The organism is Halorubrum laminariae, assembly GCF_024494655.1.
Lineage (GTDB): Archaea > Halobacteriota > Halobacteria > Halobacteriales > Haloferacaceae > Halorubrum > Halorubrum laminariae.
Map to the genome: position 1 here is coordinate 70,262 of NZ_JANHDL010000014.1, position 17,770 is coordinate 88,031.

At 58.2% G+C, this 17,770-nt stretch carries 10 protein-coding genes and 2 pseudogenes; 6 read left to right on the forward strand and 6 right to left on the reverse strand.

Annotated elements, in window-relative coordinates; translation table 11 throughout:
* Nucleotides 1-52: 52 nt before the first annotated feature.
* Together NO887_RS16540 and NO887_RS16545 are read right to left on the reverse strand one after the other, a co-directional pair.
* The gene (locus NO887_RS16540) at nucleotides 53-1,159 is read right to left on the reverse strand and encodes an IS630 family transposase (RefSeq protein ID WP_256419312.1); all 1,107 of its coding nucleotides are present in this window, start codon (nucleotides 1,157-1,159) and stop codon (nucleotides 53-55) included.
* Nucleotides 1,160-1,442: 283 nt separating this feature from the next.
* Nucleotides 1,443-2,927 (reverse strand): PGF-pre-PGF domain-containing protein, encoded by a 1,485-nt coding sequence (locus NO887_RS16545; protein WP_256419313.1) that lies wholly within the window; start codon nucleotides 2,925-2,927, stop codon nucleotides 1,443-1,445.
* A gap of 1,396 nt (nucleotides 2,928-4,323) precedes the next feature.
* On the opposite strand from NO887_RS16545, the gene NO887_RS16550 reads away from it, so the two are divergent.
* Nucleotides 4,324-10,176, forward strand: coding sequence for a CARDB domain-containing protein (locus NO887_RS16550; protein ID WP_256419314.1), 5,853 nt, complete (start codon nucleotides 4,324-4,326; stop codon nucleotides 10,174-10,176).
* 519 nt (nucleotides 10,177-10,695) lie between these two features.
* Here NO887_RS16550 and NO887_RS16555 read toward each other — a convergent pair.
* Nucleotides 10,696-11,232, reverse strand: coding sequence for a metal-dependent hydrolase (locus NO887_RS16555; RefSeq protein ID WP_256419315.1), 537 nt, complete (start codon nucleotides 11,230-11,232; stop codon nucleotides 10,696-10,698).
* A gap of 528 nt (nucleotides 11,233-11,760) precedes the next feature.
* On the opposite strand from NO887_RS16555, the pseudogene NO887_RS18705 reads away from it, so the two are divergent.
* A pseudogene (locus NO887_RS18705) lies at nucleotides 11,761-11,961 on the forward strand (DUF6788 family protein); the annotation flags it as partial.
* Here NO887_RS18705 and NO887_RS16560 read toward each other — a convergent pair.
* Nucleotides 11,948-12,637, reverse strand: a pseudogene (locus NO887_RS16560) (ISH3 family transposase); the annotation flags it as partial. The pseudogenes NO887_RS18705 and NO887_RS16560 overlap by 14 nt on opposite strands.
* Nucleotides 12,638-12,783: 146 nt before the next feature.
* Between NO887_RS16560 and NO887_RS16565 the strand changes: the two are divergent.
* The 3 genes from NO887_RS16565 to NO887_RS16575 all read left to right on the forward strand — a co-directional run bounded on the left by NO887_RS16565 (nucleotide 12,784) and on the right by NO887_RS16575 (nucleotide 15,401).
* The gene (locus NO887_RS16565; RefSeq protein ID WP_256419316.1) at nucleotides 12,784-13,131 is read left to right on the forward strand and encodes a DUF8013 domain-containing protein; all 348 of its coding nucleotides are present in this window, start codon (nucleotides 12,784-12,786) and stop codon (nucleotides 13,129-13,131) included.
* Nucleotides 13,132-13,595: 464 nt separating this feature from the next.
* The gene (locus tag NO887_RS16570; RefSeq protein WP_256419317.1) at nucleotides 13,596-14,462 is read left to right on the forward strand and encodes a M78 family metallopeptidase domain-containing protein; all 867 of its coding nucleotides are present in this window, start codon (nucleotides 13,596-13,598) and stop codon (nucleotides 14,460-14,462) included.
* A gap of 111 nt (nucleotides 14,463-14,573) precedes the next feature.
* Nucleotides 14,574-15,401 carry a hypothetical protein gene (locus NO887_RS16575; RefSeq protein ID WP_256419318.1) on the forward strand — a complete coding sequence of 276 codons (828 nt, stop codon included), beginning with the start codon at nucleotides 14,574-14,576 and terminating at the stop codon, nucleotides 15,399-15,401.
* A 78-nt stretch (nucleotides 15,402-15,479) separates the two neighbouring features.
* Here NO887_RS16575 and NO887_RS16580 read toward each other — a convergent pair whose 3' ends face one another.
* A complete protein-coding gene (locus tag NO887_RS16580) occupies nucleotides 15,480-16,028 on the reverse strand; it encodes a DUF8170 family protein (RefSeq protein WP_256419319.1) in 549 nt (182 codons plus the stop codon).
* A 129-nt stretch (nucleotides 16,029-16,157) separates the two neighbouring features.
* Here NO887_RS16580 and NO887_RS16585 point away from each other — a divergent pair, with 129 nt between their 5' ends.
* On the forward strand, nucleotides 16,158-16,571 hold the full coding sequence (locus NO887_RS16585) for a MarR family transcriptional regulator (protein WP_256419320.1): 414 nt from the start codon (nucleotides 16,158-16,160) through the stop codon (nucleotides 16,569-16,571).
* Between the two features lie 132 nt (nucleotides 16,572-16,703).
* Here NO887_RS16585 and NO887_RS16590 read toward each other — a convergent pair.
* Nucleotides 16,704-17,770, reverse strand: a 1,067-nt coding sequence (locus NO887_RS16590) for an RNA-guided endonuclease InsQ/TnpB family protein (protein ID WP_256419321.1), incomplete at its 5' end; no start/stop codon positions are given.

Genomic DNA, 17,770 nt, shown 5'->3' on the forward strand with positions numbered 1-17,770 from the left:
TATCACAGGCTTTATACAGATTCGAGGAGAATACTGGTGGCTTAAATAGTGGTTAACGTAACTTCTGAATGAATCCGGTGAGATGATTCTCTATCCACGAGCTTGCGAAGCTCAACTGGTCGGTCAGTTTCGTGAAGATTCTATCGAGGAGGGCGCGGTATTCGTCCGCGCCCTCCACGATCAACGGCGATGATTCCCACTTGAGACTCTTCCAGACCGGCTCGATCGGGTTCAGATGCGGTGAGCCGACTGGAAGAAAGATGAGGTCGATCCCGAGTTCGTGGGCGCGTTCCCGCGTGTGCGCACAGATATGTGATGAGAAGTTGTCCAAGACGAGCAGAATCCGCTCGCCCGGATTCTGCTCGCGTATCTCCTCAAAGCACGCGAAAATCCGCTCTTTCTCTTGATTCGGTGGAAATTGAAGCACGCTCTCTCCGTTGAGTGCATAGAACCCGGCCGCTGGTGTGTCGATTTTTACCAGCGGCCGGGTGATCGTCGGTTCGGTTACTGTGTAGAGCCGCTGGGAATTGTCCCACGGTTGTGGGTGCGAGATATCAAAAAACCCGACCGTCGTCCCGCCGTCCGTCCGGATATCATCGTCAACTGTCCATTCCTCGTCACTGTCGTCTCCTTCGTGTTTGTTGTGTGGGTCGTCTGGTCCATCCTCGGCGAACGCGTCGGAAACGCGTTCGTCGAGGATTTCGGAAGCGTTGTCCGGGCGATCGGGCCTCTCTGTACGCGGAATCGCGTACGAGAGGCCCAAATCATCCAACAACCGTGGCAGGTAGTTCGGGTGGAACTCGACATCGAACTCAGTGTTGATGAGGTGCTGTATCTCCTGTTTCTTCCACGGTTCACCTTCTTCAAGCAGAGTGAGAAGCCGCTCTCGCTGCTGTTCGGTGAGCTTCGGGGGCCGGCCGCCCCCGAAGCTCGGCGTAAGGAGTCCAAGACCACCTTTATTCCAGAGCTTAGCCCAGCGGCTCCCGGTTGATTGAGACATCCCGACATCGTCAGCTGCATCTTCGAGTGTTGCACCCTTGTACAACCGTTTGACGAAGGTGAGCCGCTTGCTCACCTTCTCGTCATCAGTTTCTGTGAGCAAGCGGTCGAGATCGTCCTCACTGAGGTGACGGACGATCTCTGTCTCCCGTCCAGTCATTACTCCACCAACTCAGAGTACACCTAAATCTTCTGTGACTCACTATTACGGTGAGTGCGCCGCCTTCAGAGAGTGACACAGATCTCATTATCCGAGACGGAAGAACCTCCGTTCAGTTCTCCGATCACGCTTCATCAGCGATTCGACTCAACACCGTCTTGCTCAACTATCCGCACAAACACCGCCTCGACGCGCCGCTAAACACGTACCATCGAGTCAACAAAACACACTAACGGGCTTTCTCCTTGAATTCCGTACATCCGTCCTCAGCCGAGGAAGGACATCACCGGTTCCGGCGTCGAAGGAGAGCTATCGAAGCCGTGAGTAACCCAACAATTGAGACAACTGGCCCAAAGCCTGGTGTACTCGTGTCAGTCGAATCACCGCCATCCTCGGTCGTATTATCGGTGTCAGATAATTGGGTATCGTCATCTGTATCAGACGATTCCCCGTCAGAGGTATCATCCGATTGAGTATCGTCATCTGTATCAGACGATTCCCCGTCAGAGGAATCTGTCGTGTTATCCCCATCTGTCGAGCCAGCATCAGATCCACTTGTAGTGGTCACGGCAAAATACGAGAACCCGGGAGTGGTAGCCTCCAGTGTGACACGCGCAGTAGTCTCGTCAACCACACTGGTGTTAAGCGCCGTCCACGTACCATTCGAGTATCGAGTCACACGAAGGTCAGCAGCGGTGGCGTTTGATTGGTTGAGCCGGTCTGCCGACACGGACATGCGCAGTTGAGCGGATGAATTTCTCGCCGTATCTGGCACGCTAATCTCTGAAATTTGCAGTGCCGTTTGTTCGGACGGCTCGACGTCGTCGGGGACTGATGCCGTAGACGTGACATTGACTGTTCCTTCGATGTCATCAGCTGTGAACGTGATTGATTCAACTGTCGACCCAGACTCAAATTCCACCTGCGAGCCAGCCGCGTCGGAGCCGGTTTCGATGGCAGCAGATTGCTGATCAATAATGTCATCTACATCTGCTGTCTGATCAGGCGAATCACTACTGGGTGCACCGCCACCACCACCGCCACCACCACCGCCGCCGCCACCGCCGCCATCATTCTGTTCAGATTCAGTAATAGAGAGAGTCTGTTGGCTGCTGACGGCAATTAGGCCAGATTGTCCATTTTCGACGGTGTCATCGTTTCGTGCAACGGCATACATTCGGTAGTCACCGGGATCGTATGACGCATCAATAGTCGCCGAATACGTCCCATCACTGTCTTTGTCTGCAGTAATTGTTTCGTCAACCTCATCGTTGGCAATGACTGCTTGTACAGTTGCTGGCTCGGGTGTCGTTCCCGAGAATTGAATATCTGCAGTAACAGAACTGCCCTGTTCCGTTTCGGATGGAACCGAAAGTGTGGTCTCGTATGCAGTAAGAACAACGGGTTGGACTGAATCAAGTCCCCCAGCAGTTAGGGCATATGCACCGGGTTCTAACTCAGATGTACTCAAACTTGCTGAGCCGCTCCCATTAAGCTCGACAGTTTCCTCAATCTGTTGATCACTATTATACAGTGTAAGTCGATACGGTTCGGTTGTATCTGTAGATACGCTCCCCTCAATCGTTTCACCTTGTGGAACAACTGCAAGGGAACTAACTGTGTAGCCTTGAACAGTCCGCTCAGGTGTCTCGACGATATCGGCATTCTCTACAGTGATAGTATACGCTCCATCCGTTTGGGCACCAACAGGTGATGCAGTGAGGACTGCAATCACTACAAGAAGAGCGATGACGGGAACACGAGGCATATATATGTGCAAGACAATTTGGTTCTTGAACCTTTCGACAGATTCCTCTCTTCTTCAACGCCCACCAATTTGGATTTGGGCTGAGTTCATGGTCGTTGATCTGGCTGTAACAGTTGGTCTATCTGTTTGTGTCGCCACAACCAAAGAAATTAAGCTACTCCGACATGATTCTCACATATCCATGTCAATTGATAGAGTAACAATCGTCGTAATGGCGATTATTATGCTCTTAACTCCTGTTGCAGGTGCAACAGGAAGCGCGGTGGCAACGACACCAGAATCACTGGGTGATACGGACGTAACAGCCCAGACAAACCCAGATCTAGCAGGGAATTTTGTTAATACCACAGAGGGCGTAGACATATGGGATCGGTCTGCGTTACCTCTTCGATTAGATCGGAGCAGTAGTGCTGGAACCGCAACGTCTGTTGAGAGTCCAGATATTATTGCTCAATCACCATCTGGTGAGGAGAACTTCTTGCGTGAGTCGGGCAATAGTAATTTTGTTGTATATGAACCAGATACAACTCTCGATATCGGTTTTGACTTGAGCCGTGTTGGACAAACAACAGGGATTGATGGTGAATCAGTCCATCTGATTGCAGTGAAAGCAGAGTCCGCTGAGGATCCAGAGCTCCCGTCTACTGGCGATATTGCTGGGTTGCGCGAGTTCATCCGAAATGAGGCCGACAATGAGAACGTTGTTTTCGAAAACGCATCCACAGAGACTGTTGAGAGCGGGGGTGCTGAATTCCAGTACGACCTCTCCCAAGAAGATCGGGGGGCTGGCAGCTATGTGTTCATGGCTGTGCAAACAGAAAGTGGAAGCGGTGTAGTTGTCGACAATCAGAATATCAGCGTTGACGGCGAGGTGAATATCCTCGGAGTAGATAATGCATTAGTTCAGCAGACTAGCTCTGACGTGGCCGTTGACGACACATATGAGGTTGGTGAGACAATTGAGTTTAATGTAGATGGCAACGTCGATAGCGAGTCCGACCGCGTTGAGCACGTGGTTGCAGTATGGAATGAGTCCGCGGTTGCTGATGAGGAAGTGAGAATCATTGCGCCAGATGAGGTTACCTCAGAGACAACAACTGGCGACTTCACAATCAACCATACGATAGCGCAGGTGAGTGGGTCACAGAACGTTGAAGATGATGTGTCCGCATTTGGGCGAACGCTGTCGAGTAATGAACGTGCGGGCGTATTTGATCTAGCTGATGTCGTAACCTTCCTCGCCAATGATGGTGAATTCGCAGCGCCAGAAACCAACCGGGGTGACGATACAGTGGTCAACGCTTCAATGACCGCGGTTAACACGACCAGCGCATCCACCACCGTTGAAGTCGAAACGCTCGAATCTTTCGAATCGGGAGACTACGTTGCTGTTCATATGGCAATGGCGGATGGACAGTTGACGAAGATGTCCTCGAACAGAACAGAGATCACACTGACTGAGCAGGGCACTCAACCCGCGTTCACGTTCAACATCTCTGAGGCCGATGAGCAAGTAACACGTGGCGACTCAGTAGAGATTCCAGTCGCAATCGAAAATACAGGTGCCGGGGGTACTGATGAAATAGCAGTGACCGCAGCCGGCGAAGACGACCCGCGTGTGACGCGCGATGTGTCGCTCGATGCCAACGAATCAACTGTCGAGGTCCTGTCGGTCCCGACGAGCGATTCTGACGGGGATTCGATAACGTTCACCGTCGAGACAGATGCGCAGTCTGAAGAGATTACAGTTGATCTGCAAGACCCATCTGATTTCGACGTGTCGCTTAGTGTGACCGCGCCAAGCGGTGGCGAGGGTGAACAGTACAATTCGACAGAAGACGACCTCAACGGAACGGTCACCGTTGAGAATACTGGTGGCGTGACAGATGAACAGAACGTCTCCGTCTCCTTTGGCGACGAGACGCTCGTCGACCGCGCGGTCGAACTCGACGGAGAGGAAGACAACACAATCGAGTTCAACCGCACGCTCACCGGAGCCGACGCGGGCGACACGACGCTCACCGCGACGACCGACGACGACATCGCGACACAGACCATCTCAGTCCTGCGACTGGGCGAGTTCGAGATTGATGTGATTGAGGACGAATCCATACTCAATCCGGTTGCCAGCCAGAACATCTCTGTCGTCGCCGAGATCACGAATGTCGGTGAGACAGAGGTTACTCGCACGGTGAATCTCACCGCAGACGCGAGCAACGAAATCGCATCCGAGGAGTTCACGCTCGCTGAAGGCGAGAGCCAAGACTTCGAGCCGTCCACCACAACGACCGAGGACGACGGGGGCAACGTACTTAGCTACGAGATTGCCGCCGAAGACGACGATTCGGAGACGGTCACTGCCAATGTCGACGAGGTCCGTCCGTTCCTCGATGTGACGATTGACGAACTGAACCAGTCGTCGGTGGACGAACCAGCCGAGGATGAGACGGTTCCCGTCCAAGTCGACGCGACTGTTGAGAATCCGGGCGAGACGACAAGCGGCTCCGTGATGTTCACAAAAGACGGCGAAGAGTTCGCTACGGCCGATATCTCCGATCTATCAGACACAACGGAGATCAACGAAACCTTTGAGGTCGAACTTGGCGATGCACCCGAAGTGACGATCGACGCGACTGCTGAGCGCGACGACGCCGAGGAACCGGACACCTCGGACGAGACGACGCTGGATGTCACGCCGCAGGCCGAGTTCGCGGTGTCGATCGACGAGGCCACGAACGTTAGCGACGATCTGAGCGACGAGGAGTTCGCGCCGACGATTTCGGTCGAAAACCTCGGTGAGCAGTCGGCGTCCGGCAACGTCTCGGTGTTCTTCAACGGCACCGAACAGGACATTATCGAGTTTGATTCGCTCAATTCGGACGAGTCCACTAATGTCGTCACCGATGGAGGCAACTTCTCGATCAACGCCAGCGACTTCGAGCAGGGCGAGTACCTCCTCGAAGCGCAGGCCGCAAACGACGCGACCGGAGAGACGACTGCCGACACCGACCGCGTCGCGATCGGTCAGCCCGCAAACTTCTCCGTGAACGACGTGACCGTTCCGTCGTCGGTCGACCAAGGTGACGAGGTCGAGATCGAAGCGACGATCGAGAACACCGGCGGCGTCGACGCCGAGAAGCCGGTGACGGTCGAGTTCGGCGACAGAACGCTGGAGACGACCGACGTGAACATCCCTAGCGACGAGGAGACGACAGAGACGGTCACGTACACGACGACATCGACCGACGCGGGATCGGCGAGCGACGTTGCCGTCTCCACGACGGACGACGAGGCGACTAACTCCGTCGATGTCCGCGCGAACGCCGAGTTCGAAGCGGACCTGACGGTCGACGAGACGGCGATCGCCGGTGACACGGTGACCACCGCAGTCACCGTCACGAACGACGGCGGCCTCGCCGGCAACACCACCGATGTCCGGCTGCTGGCCGACGGCGAAGAGATCGCGAACGCGACCGGCATCGAACTCGCGGAGGGCGAACAGACCACGGAGACGTTCGAGGTATCTCCGGAGACCGCCGGCGACCTCGAACTGGTCGCCGTGACCGACGACGACTCGGCAGAAGCGACGGTCGCGGTCGGCGAGCCGGGTGAACTCGACCTCTCCGTTCGCTCCGTCACCGATCCGGTGACGGCCGACGAGAACGTCACGGTCACCGTCGCGGCCGAGAACGTCGGCGACGGCGATCTCGAATCCCGACGCGTGCGACTCTCGGTCGACGGAACCCTCGCGAACACGACGACCGTCGATGTCGCGGGCGGTGCGACCGAGACGGTCGAGCTGACGGGCGAAGTCGACCGGACCGTGGCCGACGGCGAGACCGAGACCGCCGCGGTAGCCGTCGTCACGCCCGAGGACCGCGTCGACCGCGACGTGACGGTTCAGCCCGTGCCGGACGACGCGCTCTTCCGCGTCGACGGGCTCGAAGCCAGCGCCGACGAGGTGCTCAATACCTCCGACGCGAACGTGACGGTGAACGCCACCGTGACGAACATCGGCGACATCGAAGGCACACAGAACGTCACCTTCACCGCGGGCGACGCGGTGTCGGAGACGAACGAGGACATCCAACTCGACGGAAACGGCGACTCGACCGAGGTCTCCTTCGGGTTCGACGTAAGCGAACTCGGCCTCGACCTGGACGACGAGGAGTCGACAGACGTGACCTACGAGATCGGAACTGTGAACCAGACGGACAACGGGACGCTCACCGTCACCGAGCCGGACCCGGCGACGCCGGAACTCGTCGACGTTGCCGTCGACGAGACCGCGACGCAGGAAGAGCCGCTGACCGCGACCGTCACCGTCCGGAACGCCGGTGACCAGCCGCTCGACGGCAACGAGACGGTCACCCTCGACTACGAGGACGGCGCGGTCGCCAACGATTCAGTCGCGCTCAACACCTCCGATTCGGTCGCCGAGGGCGATTCGCTCGCATCCGGCGCGGAGGCTACGGTCGAACTTTCGGTCGCACCGCCCGCCGAACCACTCGCGGGGACGTTCGATCGCGAGGTGACAGTCGGCTTCGGTAACGACGAGTTCGCGGACGACACGGTCGCTCGGACGGCGGCCGTCGACTTCGAAGGCGTCGCGAGCGGCGTCGATGCCGCAGAAGCGGACGACACCGCGGACACAGTGACCGTCCGACCGGGCGAGTATCAGGCCCGGAACACGATCGAGATTCCCGAGGGCGTCACCGTTGAGGCCGACAGTCCGGTCGACGCGCCGGTGATCCGTCAGCCGAGCCGAGACGACGAAACCGCGATGCAGATCGTTGGCGAAGACGTCACTCTCGACGGCCTGACCTTCGAGGGAGACGGTAACGGCACGGCGGTCGAGGTCGACGCCGACGACGCGACGCTCACGTCGGTTCGAGCGACGAACTGGTCGACCGGTATCGACGAGACCGCCGGATCGAACGCGCTGACCGGCGTCGAGGTCTCCGACACCGATGTCGGGATCCGACTTGCGGGCGACAACGGAACCGCCGTGGACTTCGCGCGCGTGACCGGCGCGAGCGACACCGGGATCCTCGTCGAGAGCGGCGAGAACGAGATCGCCGGTGCGGAGGTTCTCAGTTCGGGGACCGGGATCGAACTGCTCTCCGCGGAAACCGTGGTCGAGGGCGCGACGGTGCGGAACAGCGCCGACTACGGGATCCGCGTGACGGAGGTTCCCGGTGACGTCTCCGAGAACGCGAACGCGAGTGATATCGACGAGAATCCGAGCGTGACGATCGACGACAGCGTGCTCGAATCCAACAGCGTGAGCGTCTTCTCCGACGACAGCTTCGTCGACGCCACCGACAACTGGTGGGGTGGCGGCGCACCCGTCGAGGGATCCGACTGGGTCGCGCGCAGTGTCGTCGACGACGGCGACCCGCTCGATACCCGCCCCGAATCGACGTTCACCGTCGACGACAGCGACCTTCCGAGCTCCGTCGTTCGCGACGAAAGCTTCACGATCGAACCGACGATTGTGAACAACGGGACAGGAGCGGACCGTCAGCGGATCGAACTCCGCCGCGGTGACGGTACCGTCGTCGACAGTCAGGATCTCGGGCTGAACACGAGCGAGTCGGGTACCGTCTCGCTCTCGGACAACACGGACGTAACCGACGGCGAAGAGATCGCGCTCACCGTCGCGAGCCTAGACGATACGATGAGCGACGATTCGGTCGCGGTCGACGACCCGGCCGAGTTCGCGCTTGGAGACCTGTCTGCTCCGAGTATGGCAGTGGCACTCGGTGAGACACTCTCTGTTGACGCACCAGTGGACAATGTCGGCGATAGTCCCGGTACGGTGACTGCTGAGCTGCGTGACATCAACGGTGATGTCGTTGACACCACCGACGTGGACGTTGGGGCAAACAGTACTGAAACGCCCACGCTCTCGTGGGACACGGATACCGAAGCAAGCGGTGATGTCACCGTCGCCCTTGTAGACGACACTGGGAGTGACTTGGTTACAAAGACACTCGCAGTCACTGTTGGTCCAGCAGCACCCACAACGCTGTCAGTGAGTGTTGATGAGGTGTCGGACAACACGCTGACCGTGAATGAGACAGCGACCGTCTCGGCCACGGCTGGACTGACTGACGACTCCAGCGTGGATGCTACCGCTGACACAACGTTCACGAGTGATAATACGACTGTCGCCACCGTCAGCGGCAACACACTTACCGCTGAGGCAGCTGGCACAGCGACCATCGAGGGCACGTACACTGCCAACGGCGAAACAGTGCGGAACACAGTCGACGTGACTGTCGAAGCTGCCGCAGACGAGGGTGACGAGACTGATGACGATACCCCACCGAGTGATGGTGGCGACGGTGGCGGCGGTGGCGGCGGTGGCGGTGGTGGCGGGGGCTTCGGATCATCCCCATCCGACTCGCTGAGCCTCGATGCGACAGCATCTGAGACGGTGCGGCCCACACTCGATCTGACGGCGAACCAGCGTGTGGGGACCTTCGAGGATGTCAACAACGTGGGCTCGATCCGCTTCGATACGACAGACCAGATTAGTGAGGTGACTGTGTCGGATATCGATCCGGATGCCAGTGACGTTAATCCGCCAGGTGGCGCGGTGACAGTCCAAGAAATCGTGGTGCCCGATGATATGACGGAGCAGTCGGCATCGATCCAGTTCCGCGTCTCGTCAGAGCGGCTTGAGACAGTTGGTGCCAGCGCCGACGAGCTTGTCGCAGTGCGGCTCACTGATGATGGGTGGGACACACTTGAGTCGACGAGCGTGGAGGAGACCGAGACGGGCGTTGAAATTGAAGCCACGACGCCCGGCTTCTCGGTGTTCGCCGTGAGTGCTATCGGCCAACCCGAGGCAACCGCTTCGGCAACCCCGAGTCCGGTGACAGCCGGTGAAACGCTCGAACTGGATGGATCTGAGTCGACAGATCAGTTCGGTGAACTCGTCAGCTACGACTGGTCGATTGACGGACAGTCACTCTCCGGTGAAACAGCGAGCGTAACGCTCGACGAGCCCGGCGAGTACACCGCTGAGCTCACCGTGACGAACGATGCCGGTAACACAGACACGGCAACGACAACGGTGACCGTTGAGCAGGCAACCGATGGTGGCACCGGAGGCGCTGATGGTGGTGATGGCGGTGACACAGACACGTCCGAAGACGGGATTCCCGGCTTCGGTGTGGTTATTGCACTGCTTGCAGTGATCGCCGCTGCGCTGCTCGCTAGCCGGCGTACAGAGCGGTAAGCCGGCAGTTCCACCTTCAAGAGGGAGTGTCGGATTTTTGTGTGTGGTGTAGTATCACATCGAGTCCCCACAGAGAGGATAAGCAAGGCGGCCCCGAGCTTGACCCAGAGGTGCTTCACGATCACCGTTGTGTAGGGGTCACACCGGCCAGCAGACTAGATTTTGGTGAGCTCGCCCGCCTCGGCGACGGACAGGTCGATTTGTCGAGCCGCTGAACACACTTGTCGCTGATCGGCTGGGCGCGTCGCCGGGGACCGATCTGCTCCAGAGCCGATCGCATCCACGGTTCACGTTCACCGATGGGGGATCGCGACTCCAAGGACGACGCCGCCAGTCCGAACTATCGCAGCGAATGCGATGCCTCACCACGAGATAGAGATAATGTGACACCACTGCGACTCAGCGTGACAAGGGTGTCCCAGCGAAGGAATGGTCAACAGACGTGGACCCTGCTGCCAGCGCTCACGAGGGTGAGTTTCGGGACTGTTGTTTGCGGTGAGAAAACATCAACTGTCTAGATCAGCTATCGATTTGCTCCTCATACAGATCTTTGATCCCGGGGAGTCCATCGTACATCCATACGCCAGCTCCAAGGACAGTCAGAACAATCTCAAACACCATCAGTGGCGTCATCTCCAGCGTCAAGAAGAAGGTAAGAAAACTCTGCGTGCCACCTTCTGGAACTGCAGTCACTGGCCAGAACAAGTAGCCAAGCGCAAGGAAATCACGCGATACGAGCGGCCCAATCATATCACCAACAAGATGTGAAAGATACCCCACTGCAAATGCAATCACGAGTGCTCGCTGATCACGATGCTCAACGATTATCCACAGTACAGCACAGAGTACGGTGACTGTGAATAATGAATGCGCGAGGCTTCGTCCGTACGGTAGTAACGGAACAGTCCAAGTCAGGGGCTTATCGATCAAGTCCGGAAATTGCGTACCAAAGCCCACGGCAAACACCGACAGTCCAATCGGTGGACGTCCAAGCCGCTGCCGGGTGTACAGCGAATACAACAGATATCCAAATGCAGCGTGTCCCCAAGGTAGCATCTACTACATGATTCTTTGTTGTAACATATAGCTCACACGAAAAGACATTTCGTTGCAACGGTGTGTTAATTACGCCTACGGGTGAACCGCCGTGAGGTAAGCCACGAGGCACTCGAGCTACTCGTCTCTGAACCGTGGATAGAGCGAGCCCTCTCTGAAACTTTTGTAGCCCGCTGTAGGAGGAGAACTGATGGGGGGATCTCGCTACAGCGAGCCAGACAGCACTTCAGGGGCTTCTTGAGGACTAGCAGTCCTCATCATAATTCCATAACAGATATACAAATTCTTTTTGGTATTTTTGCTCACCAGAGCGAGTTAATGCGCTGGTCAAGTGCTTCGAATACCGCCGAGTAGACCTCAAGTGGATACAGCGCAGAGGAGGACATCGAAGAATGTCCACAGTGTGACTCTCACGAGATCGCGGCCTACGATCTCGAGTGATCGCTGAAGAGCTCACAGTTGGTAGAGATGGTTCAATACCTTATGTATCATCCGAGCGCTGAAGTGGCTCCAATTGTTACATAAGATATGGAGCAGCCGTCACCACCAACCTCGCTCCCGAAGTATCTCGCGGAGGGACTCCCAAAGCAGGACACGGAGACACTCCATGAGATACAGAACTACGTCGAGGCACTCATTGAGTATCGTGACCAGTCACTCGATGCCGATGAACTTCCCAAGACTGCTGAGCCCATCGATGAGCGGTGGTTAGCGGTTAGCGGTGGTATCGGTCGTCAGGTGGCCGATTTGCGGGGACGGCCCGACGCACCGCGAGAGCCGTCCACGCAGCTCGTCGAATCATATTGATGAACTCCTTGTACGGCCACCACCAGAGGCGACGCCCACCTCGGCGGGGCGTCGCCGCATACTCGTAGTGAAGGTACCGCCAGACGTTCTGTAAGAGGAGACTCACCACAACGTATAGCAGTCGTACCGTTGGATCTCGTGTTGTTGTCGTCGCTATCGCTTGCTCAAACAACCGGTAGCTCGATTCGATACCGAACCGCTTGCTGTAGTGGTATCGAGCGTCTCGTGGTGGGTCGATGAACGGCGCGTTAGCGGCGTAGCCGTGACGCGCCACCCCGTTCTCGTCATACTTCCCGTTCAGGTACGTACAGTCGATGTAGACGGGAAACTCGACGGTCCAGCTGTGACCGTCGAGTTTCCCCGTCAGATCATGCTGAATGACGCGACTCCACCCTTCCGAGAGCTCTTGCTGAATCGTCTCACCCCACCAGATGATCGGGATCACGTACGCGTAATTGTGCGCCTGAAGCTGCGTGAGACACTTGCTGTCGTAGAATCCGCGATCAAGGTAGACGGCCTTGACCCCGGTGTCAAGGCCGTCGAGGACACCGAAGAACTCAGCGAGGACACTGCTGGCGGTATCGCCGTCTCGGAGAGGACCCATCGCCATCGAAACAACCTCGAGGAGATCGCCGGCGAGCAGAGCGTCTACCTCCCGCCGCCGTGACGCAGCGAGCTGTTTTTCGCGCCCTCCAGAGAGGGCGAGGGCTCGATCCGGAGAGTCCTCGGAGAGTGTGATTTTCCGTGAGTCAACAACAGCGACCGAACGACGTCTCGATCGACGACATTCCAGTCGACGTATCGAACACCCAATCAGGCAAGGTCGACCCCGCTGAGGTACCCGAGGAAATCCGGTCGATCACGCGTGGACTCGCGAGCGAGCAACCGCCGACGAATCCGCTCGTCGTCCTGAAGGCGGCTCGCTGGTGGTATATCCACGGCAAAGGCGGGACTGACCCCGCGTTTCAGTGGGCGGTCGAGTGGGTGCGACACCTCGCGACAGACACGCCGAGCGATGTGGACCAGTTCGACGCGTTCCTCGAGTATCTCGTCACGGTCGGCTTCGCTGACGAGACGAAATCGCTCCGGTAAGCAGTCCCCATTCACACCGTGGGGTACCCAACCGGACAATACCCGATAGAAGCGCTGACGACAGTGAGTGGTGCAGACGGAGCGAGAGTCACTTAGAGCTGGTAGCAGGCGACGTCTCCTCCACCACAGGTGGGACACGTTTCGGTGTCCTCGGAGAGAGTCGTTCCGCAGTGCCGGCACTCATACAGAGTGGACGTGGTGGCCGTTCGAGGGCCAACGACCCCACGAAGTACCTCGACGAGACCCATCTATTTGGCAGTAGTGACGTACGCGGTGTTAAATTCCATCCCTCGATAGCAACCCCGATGTAAACCCCGCAGCCGCGCCGTCGTTTATTGTGCGCCCCCGAGGGGTGCGGCGCGTCCTGAACTGATGCAGTGGCCGTACCTCGAATTCCTGCAAATCATGGCTCGACCAGTGACACGTCGGCCTCGTTCGAAGAGACCGACACACGGAACGACGAGATGCACAGTACCATCGAAGCCTGGATCGACGACCTCGTCACAGACGTCGACGAGGCGAAAACGAGCCAGCAGTTCCAGGAGTGGCTCGATGTCCAGTCTAGGTTCCACGACTACTCCCACCGAAACACGCTGCTGATCAACCTCCAGTGTCCCGAGGCAACGAAGGTCGCGGGCTACAACACCTGGCGAAACGACTTCGACCGCCACGTCCAGGAAGGCGAACAGGCCATCTGGATCTGGGCACCCATCATCACCAAACAGTGCCCCGAGTGTGAGAATTCGCCCAGCTACCACGAACAAAGCGACTGTGAGTACGACGAGACACCACCCGAGGATTGGTCGAAAGGGCTTGTCGGCTTCAAGCCAACGGCAGTCTTCGACGTGTCCCAGACCGAGGGCGAACCGCTCCCCGAACTGGAAAGCGAGGCAACTGGTGATGCCGACGACCTGGTGCCCGCGCTCCTCGATGCGGCGGACGATCTCGATGTCGACGTGCGTATCGTCGACGCTACCGACTGGGACCATGGCGACGCGAAAGGCGTCTGCAAACATCGGAATTGCCACGAGTGCCAGCCCGTCATCGAAGCGAAAGCCCGCTCGAATCAGGCCGATCTCGCGGTCACGTTGATTCATGAGTACGCCCACGCGTTGCTCCATTTCGACGTCGACGATACCGAACGCGCAAAACGCGAGGTCGAAGCCGAAGCCGTTGCGTACATCGTCGGACGGTATTTCGACCTGGATACGAGCGGGTCAGCGTTCTATCTTGCCGCGTGGCAAGACGACGAGGCAGAGGGTATTCAGGAGCGTCTCGGCCGGATCAGTTCGACCGCCCAGGAGATCATCGGAACGGTTGAAGAGAGCTGAACACGCGATTCTCCCTCGTTAACCAACAATCGACTGGGAAGACGGTGTTTCGTTGGTTAATTTTATCGGCGCCCGCCGAGGGGCGGAGGCGCATTTCAGTCTCCACGAACCATGAGTGAGACGTATCTCTCCGCTGTCCTCGGCGAGGCGGAACGAGTTGCACAACAGCATGACCAGATCGCCCGGTCGACGGACGATCCAGCACACGAGTACCTGCGGTACGCTGTCCTCCGGCTGCTCGAAGGTGAGGCTGTCGAGACGCCTGCGGACGTTCCCGAAATCGACGGCGTGACCGTTGGATATGGAGAGGATGACGCGATGTTCGACAGCTGGGGTCCCGATGTCGAGTGGTGGGACGACATCCCACCGCGAGAGGAGTGTACTCGCTTCCGGATCTTCTACCCCGACGAGCACGAGGTTGTTCCACGAGTGATCGTCGACGTGATGGCCGCCCTGGGCGCGTGGCGCGTGTGGGCTGGGACCGCCGCGGCCTGTGGCTCCTACGACCATCGCGAGCGCCGCGAAGTCCACTACCGCTGGCCAGAAGGCCATCCGGTCGAAGATCTCCTGCAAGATCGGCTCCAGGGTCCCGAGGCCGCCGTCGCGCCGGACGGTGGCCGAACAGGCGACGTTCGCGACCGAATGGTCGTCACGGAGGACTCAAGCCAGCGTGCGGACCTCGAACCGCGAACCCGACGCGCCGTCGACGAAACGATGGCGGTCTCACTGCTCAAAAAAGGCGGTCGCTACGAAGTCCGGTCAGCGTCCGGAAACCGATACGACGTCGACGTGATCAGCGAGTCGTGTACCTGTCCGGACTGGCAGCAGCGATCGCCCGAGGGGGGCTGTAAACACATCCGGCGAGTGGATCACGAGATCAAGCAAGGACGGGTTCCCCGCCCAGACGGCCGACTCCCAACCGGTTCGACCCAGGCGTGAGTGCCCAGAAGAGGAGAGGTCAATCTGGGTTTCGGTGGTTAGGTTAACACCTGGGTTCGTCGGTGGTTCCAGGTGTGATTACGGCAGTTCGCCGGTCGCGTCGACGAGCTCTTCCTCGGTCTGCCAGCGATAGAGTCGCCCCTTCTGGTCAAACAGTTCGAAGACGCCGTCTTGCATCCAGCCGAACAGCTGGTCTTCGTCCTCGTAGTCTCGTTTGAGGACGTGACTCTTCGCGAAGTATTCGACTGTCCCTACGAGGAGGCCCTGTTCGACGAGAAAGTCACTTGGTTCCGTCTCGGCGACACCGACGAGAGAAGTGACGATATTGGCGATCAGGCAGAACTTCTGGATGCTGTTGTCCCACTCGCCGCGGATGTCGACCATCCGGAACGCGTACGCATCCGTCCGGCGATTCAAGCGATCAACCACGAGATTCAGTCGGCGAATCGGTTCCCGGTCATAGTTCCCGAGCACGAAATACGATCGGTCGTTTTCGTACACGGGCGTCAACTCACTCAGCGCGTGAAGGATCTCCTCGTTGTCCGCCAGCGAAATTTCCTCCTCGTCGAGTTGGGCTTTGGCACTCGTGAGTATCTCGTCGGGGACAGTTGACTCCTCGTCGGTCATACCGCATTCCTCTCGCAGGGTAGAGATATGATTTACGGAGTAAATCACCTATTCAATTAGCGTTCGTCTTACTACAGGGTGATTTACTCAAGGGTAAACTACTTGTCTTGCCACCACGTAGCGAGACGCATGAGCACCAACCTCGGGGCTGCCGATGAGATGGAAACGCGGGAACTCGTCCACTTCGTCACCCAGCAGACGCGATTCGCGCTCGTCACCAACATCCTCCAGCACCCCGAGCAGCTCCCCTCGATGTACGAGCTCGAGGAACTCAATCCCAGCGTTAGCGAGGCCACCGTCTACAAGCACATTCAGAAACTGATCGACGCCGGCATCGTCAAGGAGTTCACCCTGGATGACGACGAGCGTCGGCAGGGCTACCCCTGGAAGTTCTACGGTCTCACCGAGGAGGGTCGAGAATTCCTCGATGAACACAACCTGCTCGCAGCTGAGGAGACACTGCAGCGGATCTACGAGACAATCTCCGATAAGCCGGAGAAGATGGTCAAATACGAGAACGCGCCACGTGCCGACGATCCGTAACCCGTCCGCAGGTACCAAGGAATAGGATCCTATCTATCCTATCCGACTTGCGCTATTCGAGTGGTTGATTCGGCAAAAGTATTGCACTCGATGATTCTCAGCGCGATGTAACATAGTGTAAACTACCCCACCCTACTCGCTCACGGCTTCGCCGTTCGCTTCGTTGAGGATGGGGCTTTCGCGTGGACTCCCGCTCTGGCCGGACTCTCCGGCAGGAGGTTCATACTCTCCGTTCGCGTTCAGCGTCCCGCGATTCAAGCGCACGCCTACGGGTGCGCCTCCGCCGTCCCCAGTTTGGTTCCGGCGGAGATACCGCAATCCGATGTTCTTCGCGGCGTTGTAGTCGGCGTGGTTCTGGTAGCCGCATTTCAGGCACTCGAAGCCCTCGTCCTCGCGGTTGTCCGGGTGTGTGAACCCACAGTGTGAGCAACGGCGTGACGTGTTCTCCGGGTCTACCTGTGCTACGTCGATGTCGTGGAGTTCGGCCTTGTATTCGACGTACTCGTACAACCGCTCGAAGGCCCACTTGTGTCCCCACGAGGCACCGGAGAGCCGGTCGCGGATGCCAGTCAACTCCTCGAACGCGATGACCGTACAGCCGTTCTCGGCGGCTTCTGCGATGATACCGTTCGCAATCCGGTGGAGCATCATCTTGAACCGACCAGTCTCTTTGCGCCCGACTGCCTGTATGTTCTCGTGAGCGTGCCGAGTTCCACACTGCTGGAGGTCGCCACGTCGCTTTTCGTACTCTCGTCGCCAGTGGTCGAACTCGTGGCCGCTCCAGAACGTGCCCGTCGAAGTGACAGCGAGTTGGTTCACGCCGAGGTCAACACCGAGGACCGTTGGGTGCCCGGTCGTCGCCTGTTCCGGCGTGTCAGACTCCACCTCCGCCTTTGTTCGGAGGTGAAGGAACCACTCGTCGTTCTTGTGGTGGAGTTCCGCACCCGTCACTTCGTAGTCGTCGTTGTCAAGATACCGGCTGTGGGGTGTGTCCCGCTCTGGATCGGGCAGGACGTACTCGATTTCGATGCGTCCGTCCACGGTCGCCAACGACACGTACTCGTCGTGGAAGGTCGCACACCGCTTGTCGTACACAGCGGTCGGGTTCGAGAAGTGTGGTTTGCCCGCGTACTCACCTTGTTTCCAGCGGGCGACGACGCCCTGTACGGCGTCGGCGGCTTTGTTTCGGGCGTTCTGGA